Annotated in this window: 15 protein-coding genes and 1 tRNA gene; 4 read left to right on the top strand and 12 right to left on the bottom strand. The window is 70.2% G+C overall.

Annotated elements, in window-relative coordinates:
- Nucleotides 1-130 precede the first annotated feature (130 nt).
- A complete protein-coding gene (locus ACIQVZ_RS17835) occupies nt 131-997 on the top strand; it encodes a helix-turn-helix domain-containing protein (RefSeq protein ID WP_402450917.1) in 867 nt (288 codons plus the stop codon).
- Between the two features lie 84 nt (nt 998-1081).
- Entirely contained in the window at nt 1082-2539 is a 1458-nt protein-coding gene (locus ACIQVZ_RS17840) for an aldehyde dehydrogenase family protein (protein WP_350887750.1), read from the top strand.
- Nucleotides 2540-2627: 88 nt separating this feature from the next.
- On the opposite strand, the gene ACIQVZ_RS17845 is transcribed toward ACIQVZ_RS17840, so the two are convergent.
- From ACIQVZ_RS17845 to ACIQVZ_RS17865, 5 genes are all read right to left on the bottom strand, one after another.
- Complete coding sequence (locus ACIQVZ_RS17845; protein WP_402450921.1) at nt 2628-3197, bottom strand: Uma2 family endonuclease; 570 nt, start codon at nt 3195-3197, stop codon at nt 2628-2630.
- Between the two features lie 84 nt (nt 3198-3281).
- Nucleotides 3282-5114 (bottom strand): 5'-nucleotidase C-terminal domain-containing protein, encoded by a 1833-nt coding sequence (locus tag ACIQVZ_RS17850; protein ID WP_350881748.1) that lies wholly within the window; start codon nt 5112-5114, stop codon nt 3282-3284.
- A 251-nt stretch (nt 5115-5365) separates the two neighbouring features.
- The gene (locus tag ACIQVZ_RS17855) at nt 5366-5923 is read right to left on the bottom strand and encodes a hypothetical protein (RefSeq protein WP_402450924.1); all 558 of its coding nucleotides are present in this window, start codon (nt 5921-5923) and stop codon (nt 5366-5368) included.
- On the bottom strand, nt 5910-7541 hold the full coding sequence (locus ACIQVZ_RS17860; protein WP_402450927.1) for a VWA domain-containing protein: 1632 nt from the start codon (nt 7539-7541) through the stop codon (nt 5910-5912). Before ACIQVZ_RS17860 ends, ACIQVZ_RS17855 begins: the two co-directional genes overlap by 14 nt.
- An 8-nt stretch (nt 7542-7549) precedes the next feature.
- Nucleotides 7550-8626: a hypothetical protein gene (locus ACIQVZ_RS17865; protein ID WP_402450930.1), complete on the bottom strand. Its 1077-nt coding sequence runs from the start codon at nt 8624-8626 to the stop codon at nt 7550-7552.
- Nucleotides 8627-8907: 281 nt separating this feature from the next.
- Between ACIQVZ_RS17865 and pyk the strand changes: the two genes are divergently transcribed.
- Nucleotides 8908-10338, top strand: a complete 1431-nt coding sequence (pyk, locus tag ACIQVZ_RS17870; protein ID WP_350881740.1) for a pyruvate kinase — start codon at nt 8908-8910, stop codon at nt 10336-10338.
- Nucleotides 10339-10381: 43 nt separating this feature from the next.
- Here pyk and ACIQVZ_RS17875 read toward each other — a convergent pair whose 3' ends face one another.
- The gene (locus ACIQVZ_RS17875; RefSeq protein ID WP_402450933.1) at nt 10382-11155 is read right to left on the bottom strand and encodes a transcriptional regulator; all 774 of its coding nucleotides are present in this window, start codon (nt 11153-11155) and stop codon (nt 10382-10384) included.
- 116 nt (nt 11156-11271) lie between these two features.
- Nucleotides 11272-11349, bottom strand: a tRNA-Leu gene (locus tag ACIQVZ_RS17880).
- 66 nt (nt 11350-11415) lie between these two features.
- On the opposite strand from ACIQVZ_RS17880, the gene ACIQVZ_RS17885 reads away from it, so the two are divergent.
- Nucleotides 11416-12102 (top strand): ANTAR domain-containing response regulator, encoded by a 687-nt coding sequence (locus ACIQVZ_RS17885; protein ID WP_402450935.1) that lies wholly within the window; start codon nt 11416-11418, stop codon nt 12100-12102.
- A 66-nt stretch (nt 12103-12168) separates the two neighbouring features.
- On the opposite strand, the gene ACIQVZ_RS17890 is transcribed toward ACIQVZ_RS17885, so the two are convergent.
- From ACIQVZ_RS17890 to ACIQVZ_RS17910, 5 genes are all read right to left on the bottom strand, one after another.
- On the bottom strand, nt 12169-12885 hold the full coding sequence (locus tag ACIQVZ_RS17890) for an ABC transporter ATP-binding protein (protein WP_350881732.1): 717 nt from the start codon (nt 12883-12885) through the stop codon (nt 12169-12171).
- Nucleotides 12882-13703, bottom strand: a complete 822-nt coding sequence (locus ACIQVZ_RS17895; RefSeq protein WP_350881767.1) for an ABC transporter ATP-binding protein — start codon at nt 13701-13703, stop codon at nt 12882-12884. Before ACIQVZ_RS17895 ends, ACIQVZ_RS17890 begins: the two co-directional genes overlap by 4 nt.
- Before the next feature lie 8 nt (nt 13704-13711).
- The gene (locus ACIQVZ_RS17900) at nt 13712-15640 is read right to left on the bottom strand and encodes a branched-chain amino acid ABC transporter permease (RefSeq protein ID WP_402451034.1); all 1929 of its coding nucleotides are present in this window, start codon (nt 15638-15640) and stop codon (nt 13712-13714) included.
- Between the two features lie 5 nt (nt 15641-15645).
- Nucleotides 15646-16575, bottom strand: coding sequence for a branched-chain amino acid ABC transporter permease (locus ACIQVZ_RS17905; protein WP_350881730.1), 930 nt, complete (start codon nt 16573-16575; stop codon nt 15646-15648).
- 159 nt (nt 16576-16734) lie between these two features.
- A complete protein-coding gene (locus tag ACIQVZ_RS17910) occupies nt 16735-17973 on the bottom strand; it encodes a branched-chain amino acid ABC transporter substrate-binding protein (RefSeq protein ID WP_350881728.1) in 1239 nt (412 codons plus the stop codon).
- Nucleotides 17974-18235 lie beyond the last annotated feature (262 nt).

Genomic DNA, 18235 nt, shown 5'->3' on the forward strand with positions numbered 1-18235 from the left:
GGTCTACCGTAGGCCCGTTCCGGGCGCCGTGCGGGAGGGCCTGGCCGGACGGACTGTTGTTCGTCGGTGCCAGGTGGCAGACTGCCGCCGACGGCCGGGGGGCTGCTGCGCGAGTGCGGAGGTTGACGCGATGAGCACGACTCAGACAAGCGGAGGCGCCACGGTACGGCGCCTGCTGCTCGGCACCCAGCTGCGCAAGCTCCGCGAGGCCAGGGGAGTCAGTCGCGAGGAGGCCGGCTACTCGATCCGCGCCTCCGAGTCCAAGATCAGCCGGATGGAACTCGGCCGGGTCGGCTTCAAGGAACGCGACGTCGCCGACCTGCTCACCCTCTACGGCGTGGAGGCCGAGCAGGAGCGCGCCACCGTCCTCGGACTCGTCCGGGACGCCAACGCCACCTCCTGGTGGCACGAGTACGGCGACGTGCTGCCCGCCTGGTTCCAGAACTACGTCGGCCTGGAAGAAGCCGTCGCCGAGATCCGCAGCTACGAGGTCCAGTTCGTCCACGGGCTGCTCCAGACCGCCGACTACGCCCGCGCCGTCATCGCCGCCGGCGGCCACGTCACCGACCCCGGCGAGATCGAACGCCGCGTCGAGGTCCGGCTCAAACGCCAGGCCGTGCTCACCGCCGAGAGCGGCCCCCGCCTGCTCGCGATCCTCGACGAGGCCGCGCTGCGCCGCCCCTGGGGCGGCCCCGAGCTGATGCGCAACCAGATCGACCGGCTGCTGGAACTCGGCGAACTGCCCAACGTCCGGCTCCGGGTGCTGCCGCTGGGCTGCGCCGGACTGAGCGCCGAGAGCGGCGCCTTCACCGTGCTCGGCTTCGCCGAACCCGAACTCGCCGACGTCGTCTACGTCGAACAGTTCACCACCGCGCTCTACCTCGACAAGCCGGCCGAGGTCGCCGAGTACCGCCACGCCATGGAAGGACTGCTCGCCGACAGCCTCGACCCCGAACAGACTCGGCAGCTCCTGTACTCCGTACGCCAAGAGCTCTGAGACGTCAGTACGATGATGCCCAATCAGACCGGGCCGTAGCGGCTCGCCCGCCGACGTTCCCCGAACCGGCACGAGAGGGATCAGATGTCGTACTTCTCCGAGTTGGCGCTGCAGTACATCGACGGCGAATGGTGCAGCGGCAGCGGCTCCTGGGACATCGTCGACGTCGACCCCTACACCGGCGACAAGCTCGCCACCATCACCGTCGCCACCATCGCCGAGGTCGACCGGGCCTACCGGGCCGCCGAACGGGCCCAGAAGCAGTGGGCCGCCACCACCCCCTACGCCCGCCGGCTCGTCTTCGAACGCGTGCTGCGCCTGATCGAGGAGCGCGAGGAGGAGATCACCCACGCCATCATGGCCGAGCTCGGCGGCACCGCGCTCAAGGCCGCCTTCGAGCTCTCCCTGGTCAAGGACATGCTGCGGGACTGCCTGCGGGTGGCCCTGGGCCTGGAAGGCCGGCTGCTGCCCTCGATCACGCAGGGCCAGGAGAACCGCCTCTACCGGCTGCCGGTCGGCGTCGTCGGCGTGATCAGCCCGTTCAACTTCCCGCTGTACCTCTCGATCAAGGCCGTCGCCCCCGCCCTCGCCCTCGGCAACGGCGTGGTGCTCAAGCCGCACCAGGAGACCCCGATCGTCGGCGGCACCCTGATCGCCCGGCTCTTCGAGGAGGCGGGCCTGCCGGCCGGGCTGTTCAACGTCGTGGTCACCGACATCGCCGAGATCGGCGACGCCTTCATCGAGCACCCGGTGCCCAAGGTCATCGCCTTCACCGGCTCCGACCGGATCGGCCGGCACGTCGCCACCGTCGCCGCCGCCAACTTCAAGCGCACCGTGCTCGAACTCGGCGGCAACAGCGCGCTGATCGTGCTCGACGACGCCGACCTCGACTACGCCGTGGACGCCGCCGTGTTCAGCCGCTTCGCCCACCAGGGCCAGGTCTGCATGGCCGCCAACCGCGTCCTCGTCGACCGCTCCGTCGAGGCCGAGTTCACCGCCAAGTTCGTCGCGAAGATCTCCTCGCTCACCGTCGGCGACCCCAAGGACCCGGCCACCCAGATCGGCCCGCTGATCAACCCCGTCCAGGCCGACACCATCACCGCCCAGGTCGACCAGGCCATCGCCGCCGGCGCCACCGCGCTGCTGCGCGGCACCACGGTCGGCAGCCTGATGGAGCCCGTCGTCCTCACCGGCCTGGCCGAGGACGCGCCGATCCTCCAGCGCGAACTCTTCGGCCCGGTCGTGCTCGTGGTGCCCTTCGACGGCGAGGACGAGGCCGTCCGGCTCGCCAACGACAGCCCCTTCGGGCTCAGCGGCGCGGTGCACACCGGCGACGTCGAGCGCGGCGTCCGGGTCGCGCACCGGATCGAGACCGGCATGATCCACGTCAACGGCGGGACCATCGCCGACGAGCCGGCGGTGCCGTTCGGCGGGGAGAAGAACTCCGGCATCGGGCGGCTCAACGGGGAGTCCACGGTGGACGCGTTCACCACCGTGAAGTGGATCTCCGTCCAGCACGGGCGCACGGCCTTCCCGTTCTGAGCGTTCTTGTTCCGGGTGTTTCTGTTCTGACGGTGCCGCCTCGGGCGGTGCGGGTCGCCCGGCGGCAGCCGCCGGGCGACCTGATCGGTCAGGCCGGGTAACGGATGAGACCGTCGGTGGCGAGCTCGAAGCCGAAGGGGGCGGGGATCGGCACCCGGTCGCCGAAGCCGCCGGTCCAGCGTTGGTGGTATGCGCCGCCGGAGGGCTCGGAGTAGAGGGTGATGTCGCCCTTGCGCGGATCGATCAGCAGGTACAGCGGGATCCCCATCTGTGGGTAGTCGCGCACCTTGCCGACCAGGTCGTTCTCCGGGTTCGACGGCGAGACGATCTCCACCGCGATCGCCGCCTCCTCGGCCGGCACCTCGTTGCCGCCCAGTTCGACGACCGAGATCGGGATGTAGGTCAGGTCGGGGTTGCGCAGCTTGCCCACGTTCGGCGACGCCAGATCGGTGTTCTCGCTCGGCATCAGGTCGGACGGGCGGCGCGCGTCGAACTGCTCGCGGATGAGCAGCAGGTTGCGCTGGTGGATCACCGATGGGCCGGCCATCATGATGATCTCGTCGCCGGAGATCTCGATCTTCCACCCGGCCGGAGGCGTCAGGCTCCGCGCGTAGGCCAGCAGCCGCGCGTGGCGCTCTGGGATCTGGAACTCGCTCATGGCCCCATTCTTCCACTGCGAACAGCACGAAGGCCGTCGGCGCGGGACGGTTCGTCCCGCGCCGACGGCCTTCGGATGAGGTGCTCAGAACACCGGCTGGCCGGCACGCACCAGGCGCCAGGAGTCGGTGAAGAAGTCGGCCGGGTCGATGACGCCCTTGGCCTTCACCCAGGCGATCATCGTGTTGCGGATCTCGTCCGAGTTCGACCAGACCAGCTTGGCCTGCGCCACGTGCGGGAAGTTGCCGCCGCCGTTGGCACGGTAGTTGTTGACCGCCAGGACGAACTGCGCGGCCGGGTCGATCGGCTTGCCCTGGAACGACAGGTTGACGATCCGCTGACCCTTCGGCTGCGCGATGTCGATGTCGTAGCTCAGCCCGTACACCGAGTCGTAGTTGTAGTCCGGCGTGGTCTCCGCACCGGTCAGCGCGTCCTTGTCGACCGGCGCGCCCGGAGCCAGCCGGTTGTAGTACTTGGCCGAGAACTCCAGGTAGTCCTTCAGCTGCGCACCCGTCAGGACGCGCGCTTCCAGCGTGTTCTCGTAGATGTACAGGCCCGCCGCGTCGCGCAGCTTCACCTGGCCCGCCGGGATCAGCGCCGTCCGGTTGAACGGCGCCGCCTGCGCCAGCACCGGCAGGTTGGCGTACTGCCCGCCCGCCAGCGCCGCCTTCACCGCGTCCGCCTGCACCCGGCCGATCAGGTCGATGATCGGGGTCGCCCGGAACCGCGCCTCGGCGATCGACAGGTCCGTCTTGCAGGTGCCGATCTGCTGGTTGACGTACGCCACGACCTTCTTGTGCTGCTCGGTCAGCGCGTCCACGATCTCCGGGTTCTCCGGCACGGTGTTGGAGTTCAGCACCCGCGAGGACACCGAGAGGACCTTCCACGCGCCGTCGGCGAACTCGACGTCGAAGTCGAAGCAGCTCAGGCGCTGGCCCCAGCACAGCGGCTCGGAGAGCACCACGGTCTTGCCGGTCTTCTTGTTGACGATCAGCCGCTGCGCCACCTCCTTGTGGGTGTGGCCCACCAGCACCGCGTCGATGCCCGGAACGGTCTCGGCCATCTCGCCGGAGGCGTCCTCGGGCCAGGGCAGCTGGTCGCCGTAGGTGGTCGGCTCGTCGATGCCGGAGTGGGCGGAGACGACGATGACGTCCGCGCCCGCGGCCTTCATCCGGGGCACGTACTTGGCGGCCGTCTCGACGATGCCCGGGAAGACCATCTTGCCGGTGACGTTGGCCTTGTCCCAGATCGCGATGCCCGGGTTGGTGAGGCCGAGGATGCCGACCTTCAGCGGGGTGTCCTCGTCCAGCCACACCTCCTTGATCACGTACGGCTTGAAGGCCGGCTTCTCGTTCTTCGCGTGCAGCGCGTTGGCGCCCAGCAGCGGGAACTCCAGCTGGTCCTCGAAGGCCTTCACGGTGGGGATGCCGTAGTTGAACTCGTGGTTGCCGAGCGCGGCGGCGTCGTAGCCCATGAGGTTCATGGCGACGGCCATCGGGTGGTCGGGCACGTTGTCGCCGTCGGTGGCGATCGGCTCGATCCGGGCGTAGTAGTAGGTCAGCTGGGTGCCCTGGATGATGTCGCCGGAGTCGATCAGCAGGCAGCGGTCCCAGCCCTTCTCCTCGCGGACCTGGTTGGCCAAGGTGGAGATCTTGGCGAGGCCGACGTCGTTGTGCGCCTTGTCGGCGTACACGGCGTCGGTGAAGTAGTCCCAGTTGAGCACCCGGCCGTGCAGGTCGGTGGTGCCCATGACGGTGAAGGCCTGCTTGCGGCCCTTGCGCTTGCCCTTGGCGGCCGCCGCGGCCGGCTCGGCGGCCACGGCGGCGGGGGCGGCGGCGACGACTGCTCCGCCGGTCAGGGCGGCGCCGGCGGCGGTGGCGGCGGACCGGGTGACGAAGTCACGGCGGTTCAGGGGCATGGACGACTCTCCCGGGTGGGGACTGACGGGCCGATGGTCCGTCAACTGGTGTTCGGGTGGCGCGCCGACGCGCATCGACGCGCGTAGAAGGACGCGCGTAGAAGTGTGCCGTGCGGGCCCGGCCGGTGGATAGCCCTCCGACGTTTCCAGCAGGTGAGATCTTGGCGACTCGTTCGTGACGGGGGTGCGCGGAGGGCGGGGTGGTAAGGGGCTCCGGCCTGGGCCTGCCGGGGCTTTCTCAGGCAGGACCGTCAGGTCAGGTCCGCGACCAGCCGGCGCACCTCGCGGCCGAGCTCCGCCTCCGGGTCCGGGGCGTCCGGCCCCGCCCACGGCCGCCAGGTCAGCGCCCGCAGGTAGCCGGCCACCGCCACCGGCAGCCGGTGCCGCACGATCTCCTCGGGCACCGGCCCCGGCCCCGCCGAGCGCAGCGCCGCCAGCAGGCCCGCCACCCCCGCCGAATCCGGCAGCGGCACCGTGGCCAGGTAGTCGGACAGCGCCGCGAGCTCGGGATCGGGTCGCGGTGCGGGCTCCGGCCCGGGCTCCGGTTCCGGGCCGGGCCCCGACGGCGGCGGCACCAGCGGATCGACGGGCAGGACGACGGGCGGTACGACGGGCGGCTCCGTCCGCGGGCCCGGCGTCAGCAGCGCGCCAGCCCCGTACAGCCCCGCCACCACCGCCGGCCACCACGCCCCGCCCAGCCCGGCGAAGTGCAGCCCCAGCCCCACCGCGCCGCCCCCGCAGCCGACCAGGTTCCGGGCCGACTCCAGGTACCGCAGCACCCGCCGGCCGAACCCGTCACTGGTAGCCACGGATCTCCTCGAACACCCCGTCCAGCGAGCCCGACCCGTCGAACAGCTTGCCGCCGCTCACGTCCGCGATCCCCTGCAGCTGGCTCACCGCCGCCTCCCCGAACTTGATCGGGAACACCGGGATCGACTTCTGCCCGGCCGGCAGCCCGTCGTGGAACCGCTTGAAGTCCCCGTCCGAAGCCCCCTCGTTGCTCTCCCCGTCGGTCATCAGCACGATCGACGTGAACCGGTCATCCCCCGCCGCCGACTGCTGCCGGTCGATCACCCGGTACGCCTCCTCCAGCGAGTCGTACAGCGCCGTACCCCCCGACGCCGCCAGCGACTGCACGTCCGCGTCGATCGACGCCAGCTCCGCCTCCGGGCCCGGTTTGCTCCCCGAGGCCGGCACCGCGTGCGTCCTCGCCCACTTCACCTTCGACGCGAAGGAGATCAGCGTCACCTCCTCGCGGTCCCGGAACCGGCGCACCGCCCGGGTGTCGTCCGCCCCCGTCAACCGGCCCAGCGCCGACTTCAGCGCCGAGATCCGCGAACCCTCCATCGACCCCGAGGTGTCCAGCACGTACACCGTTCGCGACGGCCGCCGCAGCTCGTTCTGGTACGAGGCCAGCAGCCCGTCCGCCACCGCCCGGCTCCCCGGGAACGGCAGCTCCCGCCGCCGGTCCGTCGGCAGCCCGGCCGCCGGCGACACCCCCGGCGCCACCGGGCGGCGCAGCGTCGTCTCGGAGATCCGTTTCTGCACGTCCTCCTTCACCAGGTACGCCGTCAACCGCTGGAAGGAGTCCCGCTCCCGCTGCGCGGACGAGGACAGCAGCGACAGCGGATAGTCCGCCGACACCACCCCGTCGACCGGGCGGATCACCGTCAACTGCTGGCCCGCCGCCAGCGACTTGTTCATCGACAGCAGCACCGACTCGTAGTTCACCAGCGCCCCGACCTTGCCCGGCTCCGCCCGGGTGTACGCCTGCGCCAGCCAGCCCGAGGAGCCCGACGTCAGCTTCTGGCCGGTGAAGAACTGCTTCAACTGCGGCGCCGCCTTCTGCACGTCCCCCTCGGTCAGCGCCGCCCCCGCGCCCGAGAACGCCGACGCCACCGCCACCAGCGTCGAGAAGCCCGAGTTCGACCGGGACGGGTCCGCCATCCCGTACGCCAGCTTCCCGGCCGACGCCGCATCCCCGATCTGCGCCCAGGAGACCTTCGAACCGTCCCCCCAGCCGAGCTCGTCGAGAACCGAGGACCGCACCCCCACCGCCACCGGCGACACCATCACCGGCGTCTCCGACAGCACCTTCGACTTCCCCGCGTCGTCCAGCCGCAGGTACTGGTTGGACGGGAACCACACCGCGTCGTACTTGCCGTCCGCCCGGCCCGAGGACACCGCGTCCGCGCCGTCCAGCGAGCCCGTCCAGGAGAACTGCACCGTCACCCCGGTCGCCTTCCTGGCGTCCTCCAGGATCGGCGCCAGGTCCTGCAGCTCGCTGCCGGCCAGCACCCGCAGCACCCCCGCCTGCGCCGTCGTGGCCGGCGGGTCGGACGGCTTCGGGCCCGGCGGGGTGGAGGTGCAGGCGGCGGCCGCCAGCAGCGTCGCCAGCGCGGCGACCGGCCAACTGTGCTTCTTCATCCGGGAGTTCACTGAGCCTTCCCCTTGGCGGCCTTGATCAGCCTGGTCAGGATGTCGGGCACGGGAATCTGCGGCTGGTTGACCTTCGCCGCCGCGAGATTGGGCGCCAGGACCGGGGTCCTGCCCTTCACCAGCGCGGCGAAGGCGTCCGGGTCGTCCTGCGGGCGGAAGCCGAACTTCGCCTCCAGCCTGCGCAGTTCGGCGTTGTCGTGCAGCTGGGCGGCCAGCCGCCGGCCGTTCGGCGTGCGGCCGACGATGGTGTGGTCGGTGTAGACGGTGGTGTCCGGGTACAGCACCACCATGTCGCCGGTCGACTCGCCCTTGAGCACCATCGCGGCGGCCTGCGACTCGTACGCGAGCACCAGCGGATTGCCGACCCCGGCCAGGAAGGCCTTGAACGGCTCGTCGCTGCTGCTCTTCTGGCCGCCCTGGATCGCCGTCGCCGTGCGCAGCACGTCCTTGGTGGCGTCGATCCCGGCCTGGTCGTAGACCACCTGGCGGTTGTTCAACAGGTACGACAGCAGGGCGATGTGCAGCGCCCCCGAGGAGGACGTCTCCGGGTCGGTGGTGGTGAGGAACACCGGGCCCTTCAGCTCCGCGTGCTCGGTGGCGCCCGCGAGGTCCGGCCAGGTGCGGCCGGCCTTCAGCGCGGCCAGGTAGGCGTCCATCCGGAACGTCCACAGCCCGGTGGAACGGTCCAGGGTGGTCAGGCCGTTGCCCATCAGGACGTCCGCCACCGGGCGGTGCGCGAGGATCACCAGCGGCGAGTAGAACGGCTGGACCGGGACCTCCTTGATGTTCCAGTCCACGCGCAGCTTGTCGGCCGGCGGCTGACTGGCCGGGAACGCGAAGTCCTTCGCGTCGCCGTCCATCAGCCAGGAGCCGATGCTCTCCGCGTTCACCTTCATGCCCTGCTTGGCCAACTCGGCGACGACCTGCGGATCCTGGAAGAAGTCGCGCTTCTCCGAACCGATCAGGCCGGAGACGGTGACGATGTCGCCGCCCGGGTCGTCCTGCGGGATCAGTGCGTACGTCACCCCGCCCAGCAGGGCCAACGCCGCCAACACCCCCAGAGTGCGTCTCATGCCGAACGCCTCCCCCTCGTCCGCTACGTCGTCCGGGTGGTCACCCGGGGGTGACGAGCGTCCCGCCGGGCGGGGAGCGGCGGCGGAACCGACGGTGAACCAAGGGTGAACACCCCTTCACGGGTTCGCATCGGAAGGCCGGGCGGCGACGACACCCGGGCAGGTGCTCGTACACCGGTCCGAGGATGTGTCAGATTGTTCAACTCGCCTTACGGCAAAGGTCATCCCGCCGTCCGGACCCGCGTCGTGGTTACGCGCCGGTAATGCCTACCCTCAGCAGTATGCGCCGAGCAAAAATCGTCTGCACCCTCGGGCCGGCCACCGACTCGTACGACCAGATCAAATCCCTGGTCGACGCCGGAATGGACATCGCCCGTTTCAACCTCAGCCACGGAACCCACGTCGAGCACGAGGAACGCTACCGCCGCGTCCGCAAGGCCGCCGACGAGAGCGGCCGCAGCGTCGGCATCCTCGTCGACCTTCAAGGCCCGAAGATCCGGCTCGACACCTTCGCCCACGGCCCCGTACTTCTCGAACGCGGCGACGAGTTCACCATCTCCACCGACAACGGCGTCGTCGGAGACAAGGACATCTGCGGCACCACCTACCCCGGCCTCGCCGCCGACGTCACCCGCGGCGAACGCATCCTCGTCGACGACGGCCGGGTCACCCTGGAGGTCGTCGAGGTCGACGGGCCGCGCGTGCGCTGCCTCGTCATCGAAGGCGGGCTCGTCTCCGACCACAAGGGCCTCAACCTCCCCGGCGTCGCCGTCTCCGTCCCCGCACTCAGCGACAAGGACGTCGCCGACCTGCGGTGGGGCCTGCGCACCGGCGCCGACCTGGTCGCGCTCTCCTTCGTCCGCAGCGGCCGCGACATCGAGGACGTCCACCGGATCATGGCCGAGGAGGGGCGCCTCGTCCCCGTCATCGCCAAGATCGAGAAGCCGCAGGCGGTCGACAACCTGGAATCCATCGTCGACGCCTTCGACGGCATCATGGTGGCCCGCGGCGACCTGGGCGTGGAGATGCCCCTCGAACAGGTCCCGCTCGTCCAGAAGCGCGCCGTCAAGCTCGCCAAGCGCAACGCCAAGCCGGTCATCGTCGCCACCCAGATGCTCGACTCGATGATCAACGCCTCCCGGCCCACCCGGGCCGAGGCCTCCGACGTCGCCAACGCCGTCCTCGACGGGACCGACGCCGTGATGCTCTCCGGCGAGACCTCCGTCGGCAAGTACCCCGTCGAGACCGTCAAGACCATGAGCCGCATCATCGAGGCCGCCGAAACCGACATCCTCGCCGCCGGACTGCCGCCCCTGACCACCGGCAACAAGCCGCGCACCCAGGGCGGCGCCGTCGCCCGCGCGGCCGCCGAGATCGGCGACTTCCTGCACGCCAAGTACCTCATCGCCTTCACCCAGTCCGGCGACACCGCGCGCCGGCTGACCCGCTACCGCTCGCCCATCCCCGTCCTCGCCTTCACCTACGAACCCGCCGTCCGCAGCCAACTCGCCCTCACCTGGGGCGTCGAGACCTTCCTCGGCCCCTTCGCCCCCACCACCGACCAGATGGTCGAACAGGTCGACGCGGCCCTCCTGTCGCTCGGCCGCTGCCAGAAGGGCGACATCGTCGTCATCACCGCCGGCTCCCCGCCCGGCCTCGCCGGCTCCACCAACCTCGTCCGCGTCCACCACGTGGGGACCCTGGACAACTGACCGGGTGCGGCGCGGCCCTTCCGGAGGGGCCGCGCCGCCGCTGTCAGTGCTTGGGGCCGATGTGGGCGTCCATGAGGGCGACGGACTCCTTGCGGGCGACGGAGATGTTGGTGGCACCGGTCGGCCGGGCCGCGGCCTTCCACTGGACGCCGACGGCGTCGAGGGTGGCGGTGAAGAGGCCGATGATGTCGGTCGAGGTGTTGGTGAAGAAGTAACGCGGGTACTCGTAGCGCTTCTTGACGCCGCCGACCGTCCGTGTCGTCCAGTTGGTGATGCGGCAGCCGTCGGAGTGGACCAGGCCGCGCAGGAACTCCCACGGGTGGGCGTCGACGATCTCCTGCTGCCAGGGTGCGAGGGAGATCGACCGTCGATGCTTCGGGCCGGGACCGTGCTGGGGGAAGAGGCAGGGCCAGTGCTTGCTGGTGCTCACGACACTGGTGCAGCCCGGCGCGCGGACGCGCTGAACCCTGTTGAGCGGCATGACGGCGGAGACGGCTCGCTCACATTCGTCGATGAGGCCGGGCCAGGCGTCGCAGCAGGCGATGCGGAGGGCGTAGACCTTGCGGCGGCCCTCGCTGACGCAGCCGTCGCCGAGGTAGAGGCCGAGGAGGTAGGAGTAGCCGGCGCGCGGGCGTGAGGGGTCGAGCCGGCCGCTGCGGACCGGGCACTCGGCGGTCATGCGTGGACTGGGCACGGTGCCGGACGCCCACGCGCGGATCGCGAACCGGGATATTCCGGTCGCACGGCTGACCTGGCTGAAGGTCAGCCCGTTCGCGTGGAGGTCGAGCGCCCGCTGCCGCGTAGCCATGTCGTACATGTGACCGAGATTGCACGGCTGGGGGGACGCTGGCGCACAAACAGGGAGGGCTTCACCCTGGCGGGTGAAGCCCTCCGACCGTTGGGCCGAATCGAACTTCCTTCGATTCGAAGGCGTGGTGCCCCGAGTGGGACTCGAACCCACACTTTATGGTGTTTGAGACCATTGCCTCATGCCAATTGGGCTATCGGGGCCTACGATTTGAAGGCGGCTGCCTCAATCGATTAACTCAAACATACCGTGTCTGGGTACCCTCGTGCATGCAGTACCCCGCCGGAACTAGGAGCCCCGTGAGCACCGCCGACGAGCAGGCACAGCCGCTTGAGACCGATTCGCCCCAGATCACCCGGATTGTGATCGCCGAGGACGAGGCGCTGATCCGCCTCGACCTCAAGGAGATGCTCGAAGAGGAGGGGTACACCGTCGTCGGTGAGGCCGGGGACGGGGCCACGGCGGTGAAGCTGGTGGAGGAGCTCCGGCCGGACCTCGCGATCTTCGATGTGAAGATGCCGGTGCTGGACGGGCTCTCCGCCGCCGAGCAGATCCACGAGAAGCACCTGGCGCCGGTCCTGATGCTGACGGCGTTCTCGCAGCGGGAGCTGGTGGACCGGGCGCGGGACGCCGGGGCGATGGCGTACATCGTGAAGCCGTTCAGCAAGGCGGATCTGGTGCCGGCGATCGAGATGGCGGTGTCGCGGTACACCGAGATGCGGACGCTGGAGGAGGAGATCGCGGATCTCACCCAGCGGCTGGAGACCCGGAAGCTGGTGGACCGGGCGAAGGGCGTGCTGCAGACGAAGTTCGGGCTGAACGAGCCGGCGGCGTTCCGGTGGATCCAGAAGACGTCGATGGACCGGCGGATGACGATGGCCGCGGTGGCCGAGGCGGTCATCGAGGAGGGCGAGGCCCAGGACCGCAAGAAGGCGGACGGGGACGTCTCCGAGTAGACGGATGCGAGGAGGGCCCGGCGGATGGGATCCGCCGGGCCCTTCGTGCGTGGACGCGTGGGGGTGTCAGTCCTCGCCGAGGTAGGCCTTGCGGACGGACTCGTCGTGCAGGAGGTCGGCGCCCGTCCCGGAGAGGACGATGCGGCCGGTCTCCATGACGTAGCCGCGGTCGGAGAGGGAGAGGGCGGCCTGGGCGTTCTGTTCGACGAGCAGGATGGTCGTGCCGGCGGCCTTGAGCTCGATGATGGTCGCCATGATCTTCTGCATCATCAGCGGCGACAGGCCCATGGACGGCTCGTCGAGCATGAGCAGTTTGGGCTGGGACATCAGGGCCCGCCCCATGGCGAGCATCTGCTGCTCGCCGCCGGAGAGGGTGCCGGCGGCCTGGCGGCGGCGTTCGCCGAGGATGGGGAAGAGGTCGTAGGCGCGGTCGACGTCGGCGGTGATGCCGGCGGTGTCGGTGCGCAGGAAGGCGCCGAGGAGGAGGTTCTCCTCGATGGTCATGCGGGGGAAGATGTGCCGGCCTTCGGGGGAGTGGGCGAGGCCGAGGGCGACGATCTTGTGCGCGGGGACGGTGGTGAGGTCCTGGCCGTCGAAGGCGATGCGTCCGGCGGTGGGTTTGAGGAGCCCGGAGAGGGTGCGCAGGGTGGTGGTCTTGCCGGCGCCGTTGGTGCCGATGAGGGTGGTGACCTCGCCCTGGTTGACGGTGAAGCTGATGCCCTTGACGGCTTCGATCTTGCCGTAGGCGACGCGGAGGTCCTCGACCTCGAGGAGTGCGGTCACTGGTCGGTCTCCGTAACGGTCTCCGCGACTGCGGGGGTGGTGCCTTCGAGCGGGGCGCCGAGGTAGGCGGTGATGACGCGGTCGTCGTTCTGGACGGTTTCGCGGTCGCCTTCGACGATCTTCTGGCCCTGGACGAGGACGGCGGTGCGGTCGCAGAGGTTGAAGATGAAGCGCATGTCGTGCTCGATGACGAGGATCGAGACGCCCTGGTCGCGGATGGCGAAGACGAGTTCCTCGGCGGCGCGGGTCTCCTGCGGGTTCATGCCGGCGGTGGGTTCGTCGAGCAGCAGGAGGCCGGGGTCGGAGGCGAGGGCGCGGGCGATCTCCAGCTTGCGCTGTTCGCCGTAGGGGAGGTTGCGGGCGAGGTGGTCGGCCTTGTCGGCGAGGCCGGTGAAGGCCAGGAGTTCCATGGCCTTCTCGCGGCTCTCGTTCTCGGCGCGGTGGTAGCCGGGGCCGCGGAGGATGGCGGAGAAGATGCCTTCCCTGGTGCGGGTGTGGCGGCCGACGAGGACGTTCTCCAGGACGGTCATGTTGGCGAAGAGCCGGATGTTCTGGAAGGTGCGGGCGATGCCGGCCTGGGTGACGAGGTGGGGTTTGGGCGGCAGGAGGGTGCCGCGGTAGCGGACGGCGCCCTCGGTGGGGACGTAGAGGCCGGTGAGGCAGTTGAAGAAGGTGGTCTTGCCGGCGCCGTTGGGGCCGATGAGGCCGATGATCTCGCCTTCGCCGACGGTGAGGCTGACGTCGTTGACGGCGGTGAGGCCGCCGAAGCGCATGGTGACGCCGGTGACTTCGAGCAGGGGTGTGGCGGTGGTGGTCATCTGGGTGGTCACGCCCCTGCCTTGGTGAGTGCGGCGCCGTCGCCGGCGGGCTGGGCCGGGATGGCGGCCTCGTGGAACTCCAGTTGGCGGCGCCGGTTGGGGATGAGGCCCTCGGGGCGGACGCGCATCAGGATGATGAGGGCGGCGCCGAAGGCGAGCAGCTGGTAGTCGGAGAGGAATTCGAGCTTCTTGGGGATGAGGAAGAGGAGGGTGGCGCCGGCGAGGGGCCCGCTGATGGTGCCCATGCCGCCGAGGATGACGGCGGCGAGCAGGAACGCGGAGTTGGGCGGCAGGGCCTCGGCGAAGGTGTACTGGTCGGGGGTGACGGTGTAGCTGACGTGGGCCTGGACGGTGCCGGCGAGGCCGGCGAGGCAGGCGCCGAGGGCGAAGGCGAGGAGCTTGAGGCGGAAGCCGTTGATGCCCATGGCTTCGGCGGCGGTCTCGTCCTCGCGGATGGCGACCCAGGCGCGGCCGATGCGGGAGTTGCCGACCCGGGCGAAGACGAGCACGACCAGGGCGGTGACGAGGAGCATCAGCAGGTAGTAGTTGGAGAAGCGGCCGAGTTCGATGCCGGCGACGGTGTGCGGCTTGCCGAGGTCGAAGCCGAGGATCTCCAGGTCGGGGATCCGGGGGATGCCGTTGGAGCCGTTGGTGACCTTGGGGCCGGTGGTGCCGTTGAGGTTGAGCATGGTGATGCGGAAGATCTCGCCGAAGCCGAGGGTGACGATGGCGAGGTAGTCGCCGCGCAGGCGCAGCGTGGGGGCGCCGATGAGGACGCCGAAGACCATGGAGACGGCGGCGCCGGTGAGCATCGCGGCCCAGAACGGGAACTGGACGTGGATGGGGGAGGCGGGGGAGCCGGAGACCAGGGCCGCCGCGTAGGCGCCGACGCCGAGGAAGGCGACGTAGCCGAGGTCGAGCAGGCCGGCGAGGCCGACGACGATGTTGAGGCCGAGGGCGACGGTGGCGAAGATCAGGATGTTGGTGGCGACGGAGGTGTACTGGTCGCTGGTCTGGGTGAAGGGGAAGCTGGCGGCGGCGGCGAAGGCGGCGCCGGTGGTGACGGGGCGGTGCTTGACGGTCAGGGCGCGCAGCCGGGCGAGCAGGCCGGACCGGGTGAGGGCGGGGACGACGAGGGCGGCGAGCAGCAGGTAGCCGATGAAGAGTTCGCCGTACTCGGTGTCGATGCCGAAGGTGATCGTGAACAGTCCGAGGCCGAAGGCCAGGACGATGATCAGGACTTCGGCCCAGGAGGGGAGTTGGCGCGGCGCGGGCAGGGGCCGCTCGACGGTGCCCAGGCGCAGCCAGGTGTGGGCGAGGTGGCCGAGCTGGAGCAGCAGGACGACGCCGGCGGCGATGGCGAGGGCGCCCGCGAGGGCGGTCATCACGGGGGCGACGGGCTGGTCGCCGGGGATGGCGTGGGCGGCGAACCAGCCGGCGGGGGCGACGGGGACGAGCAGGAAGAGGCGCCTGTCGAGGATGCGCAGCGGGACGCTGGTGCGGCGGTCGAGGGGCAGGCCGAGGGCGCCGAGGACGGTGAGGAGGCCGCCGGCGGCGAGGATCCAGCCGCCGGCTTCGAGGTTGGCGAGGCCGCCGAGTTCGGTGGCGATGGCGGCGACGGAGAAGACGCTGACGGCGAGGGTGCCGGTGGCGGTGTAGAGGACGGCGTTGTGGCTGCGGGTGGGGGCGGCCCAGCGCAGGCCGGGGGTGCCGTGGGTGGCGAGGAGCAGGAGGAGGGTGAGGAGTCCGGCGGCGAGGGCGAGCCATTGGAGGCCGGCGGGGGAGCCGGTGTAGGTGAGGTCGCCGGGGAAGTCGGAGGTCCAGGTCCAGGGGAGGGCGGCGGAGGCGGCGGTGGTGAGGGCGCCGAGGCCGGTGAGGGCGGTGGCGGCGCGGGCCGGCAGGGGGATGACCGGGGTGGTTTCGGTGGTGGTGGTCATGGTGGTCACGCCCTGTCCGCGACGCGCTCGCCGAGCAGGCCCTGGGGCCGGACGAGGAGCACGAGGATGAGGAGTACGAAGGCCCAGACGTCCTTCCAGGCGCCGCCTCCGAAGAGATGCATGCCGGGGAGGTGCTGGATGTAGCCGGTGGCGAGGCTTTCGGCGAGGCCGAGGGCGATGCCGCCGAGCATGGCTCCGTAGATGTTGCCGATGCCGCCGAGGACGGCGGCGGTGAAGGCCTTGAGGCCGAGGATGAAGCCCATGCGGAAGTCGACCTGGCCGCTGCGCAGTCCGTAGGCGACGGCGGCGACGGCGGCGAACGCGGCGCCGATGGCGAAGGCCATGACGATGATGCGGTCGGTGTCGATGCCCATGAGCTTGGCGGTGTCGGGGTCCTGGCTGGTGGCCTGCATGGCGCGGCCGGAGCGGGTGCGGGTGACGAACCAGCCGAGGGCGAGCATGCACAGCGGGGCGGCGACGAGCAGGAAGAGGTCGCTGCGCTGGATGGTGACGGAGCCGAGGTTGAAGGGGTCGCCGGGGATCTTGGGGAAGACCCGGGCCTTCTTGGCGTCGGGGTAGAAGGAGAAGACGAGTTGCTGGAGGAAGATGGACAGCCCGATCGCGGTGATGAGGGGGGCGAGTCGGGGGGCGTTGCGCAGGGGCCGGTAGGCGAAGCGCTCGGCGGCGACGGCGGTGAGGGTGGAGACCAGGATGCCGGCGATCAGCATGAGCGGCAGGGCCAGCCACAGGGTGGTGCCGCCGGGGAGGGCGAGGTAGGCGGTCAGGGCGCCGAAGCCGCCGACCATGACGATCTCGCCGTGGGCGAAGTTGATGAGCTGGACGATGCCGTAGACCATCGTGTAGCCGATCGCGACGAGTCCGTAGAGGGCGCCGAGGATCAGGCCGTTGGCCAGCTGCTGCGGTAGGTCGTGCACCGCTGGGCCTCCGTAGTGCGTTCGGGGTGTCCGCGTGGGTGGTGGATGTGGGGGCGCGCGGGGGCACTCGTGGCGCCCCCGCGCGCTGTGCTGCTGGAAGGTGGTGCGGGCCGGCTCGGCCGCTGGGGTTCAGCCGCCGAAGGCTGAGCCGCTGGAGGTTCAGCCGTTGAAGGTGCCGGTCTTCTCCACGGTCCACTTGCCGTCCTTGACGGTGTAGACGGTGAGTTGCTTGTTGGTGGTGTCGCCGAACTCGTCGAAGGAGACCTTGCCGGTGACGCCGTCGAAGGAGACCTTCTGGACGGCGTCGACGACGGCGGCGCGCGGGTTGGCGGGCAGCTTGCCGTTGTTGGCGGCGGTGACGGCCTTGACGGCCTGGATGATGGCCCAGCCGCTGTCGTAGGAGTAGCCGCCGTAGGTCTCGTAGGGGTCCTTGTATCCGGCGGCCTTGTAGTCGGCGATGAACTTGGCGGCGGTGGGGAGTTGTTCGACGGCGCCGCCGACGGCGGTGGCGTAGTCGCCGGCGCTCTTGGGGTTGAGCTTGATGAAGTCGGCGCTCTGCATGCCGTCGCCGCCCATCAGCGGGATGTTGACGCCGGCGTCCTTGAGCTGGAGGGAGAGCGGGCCGGCGGCGGGGTACTCGCCGCCGTAGTAGACGGCTTCGGCGCCGGAGGTCTTGACCTTGGTGACGATGGCGGAGAAGTCGCGGTCGTCGGGGTTGACGTGTTCCTCGCCGACGATGCTGCCGCCCTGCTTGGTGAACTCGGCCTTGAAGGTGGCGGCGAGGCCGGCGCCGTAGGTCTTCTGGTCGTCGATGAGGAAGACCTTGGACTTCTTGGCGTCCTTGGCGAGGAACTGGGCGGCGAAGGGGCCCTGGACGGCGTCGGTGGTGGCGGTGCGGAAGTAGGTCTTGAAGGGGCGCTTCTTCTCGCCGGTGACCCACTTCTCGCCCTGGCTGAGGGCGACGCCGGTGTTGGCGGGGGAGATCTCGACGAGGTTGGCGTCGTTGAAGATCTGCTGCATCGACTGGGCGACGCTGGAGTTGAGCGGGCCGACGACGCCGAGGACGCTGTTGTCGGCGACGAGCTGGGTGGCGTTCTGCTGGCCGGGGCCGGGCTTGGCGGTGTCGTCCAGGGCCTTGACCTGGAACTTGACGCCGGGGACCTCGTTCTGCTCGTTGGCCTTCTTGACCGCGAGGTCGACGGAGTTGCGGATGCCGATGCCGATGGCGGAGAGGTCGCCGGTGAGCGGGGCGTCGATGCCGATGGTGACGGTGGTGGTGGAGCCGCTGTTGCCGCTGCCTCCGTCGGCGGACTTCTTGTCGTCGCGGGAGCCGCACGCGCTGAGGCTCAGGGCGCCGATCACGGCAATGCTCACGACAATTGCGGAACGGTGACGCACGAGGGTCCCCTTCGGTTCGGGAGGCGCCGCGCCTGAGTTGGCGGGAGCCGGGATGCGCGGAGGGCCGGGCCCAATCCGTTGGCGCGGTGACTGGCCGTGACTCTAGATGCCTCTGGGCGACTCGGGCAGTGGTGTGGCGAGGCTGTGATTCTCTTGTTATGAGCACACAGAGCAGTTGTCTCAGCATGTGGTCGTTTTGGCGCGACCGATCCGCCGATGTAGGGCGTTTAGGGGCTGTTGGGGCGATGTAAGGGCCAGAAAT

Origin of the sequence: Kitasatospora sp. NPDC098663 (assembly GCF_044760075.1) — a bacterium.
Taxonomy (GTDB): domain Bacteria; phylum Actinomycetota; class Actinomycetes; order Streptomycetales; family Streptomycetaceae; genus Kitasatospora.

Bases quoted from the DNA above. Each gene is read 5' to 3' on its own strand.
- ACIQVZ_RS17840 (WP_350887750.1), top strand. From the start codon at position 1,082: ATGTCGTACTTCTCCGAGTTGGCGCTGCAGTACATCGACGGCGAATGG.
- ACIQVZ_RS17875 (WP_402450933.1), bottom strand. From the start codon at position 11,155: ATGTACGACATGGCTACGCGGCAGCGGGCGCTCGACCTCCACGCGAAC.
- ACIQVZ_RS17845 (WP_402450921.1), bottom strand. From the start codon at position 3,197: ATGAGCGAGTTCCAGATCCCAGAGCGCCACGCGCGGCTGCTGGCCTAC.
- ACIQVZ_RS17895 (WP_350881767.1), bottom strand. From the start codon at position 13,703: ATGACCACCACCGCCACACCCCTGCTCGAAGTCACCGGCGTCACCATG.
- ACIQVZ_RS17900 (WP_402451034.1), bottom strand. From the start codon at position 15,640: ATGACCACCACCACCGAAACCACCCCGGTCATCCCCCTGCCGGCCCGC.
- ACIQVZ_RS17885 (WP_402450935.1), top strand. From the start codon at position 11,416: ATGCAGTACCCCGCCGGAACTAGGAGCCCCGTGAGCACCGCCGACGAG.
- pyk (WP_350881740.1), top strand. From the start codon at position 8,908: ATGCGCCGAGCAAAAATCGTCTGCACCCTCGGGCCGGCCACCGACTCG.
- ACIQVZ_RS17835 (WP_402450917.1), top strand. From the start codon at position 131: ATGAGCACGACTCAGACAAGCGGAGGCGCCACGGTACGGCGCCTGCTG.
- ACIQVZ_RS17865 (WP_402450930.1), bottom strand. From the start codon at position 8,626: ATGAGACGCACTCTGGGGGTGTTGGCGGCGTTGGCCCTGCTGGGCGGG.
- ACIQVZ_RS17850 (WP_350881748.1), bottom strand. From the start codon at position 5,114: ATGCCCCTGAACCGCCGTGACTTCGTCACCCGGTCCGCCGCCACCGCC.
- ACIQVZ_RS17860 (WP_402450927.1), bottom strand. From the start codon at position 7,541: ATGAAGAAGCACAGTTGGCCGGTCGCCGCGCTGGCGACGCTGCTGGCG.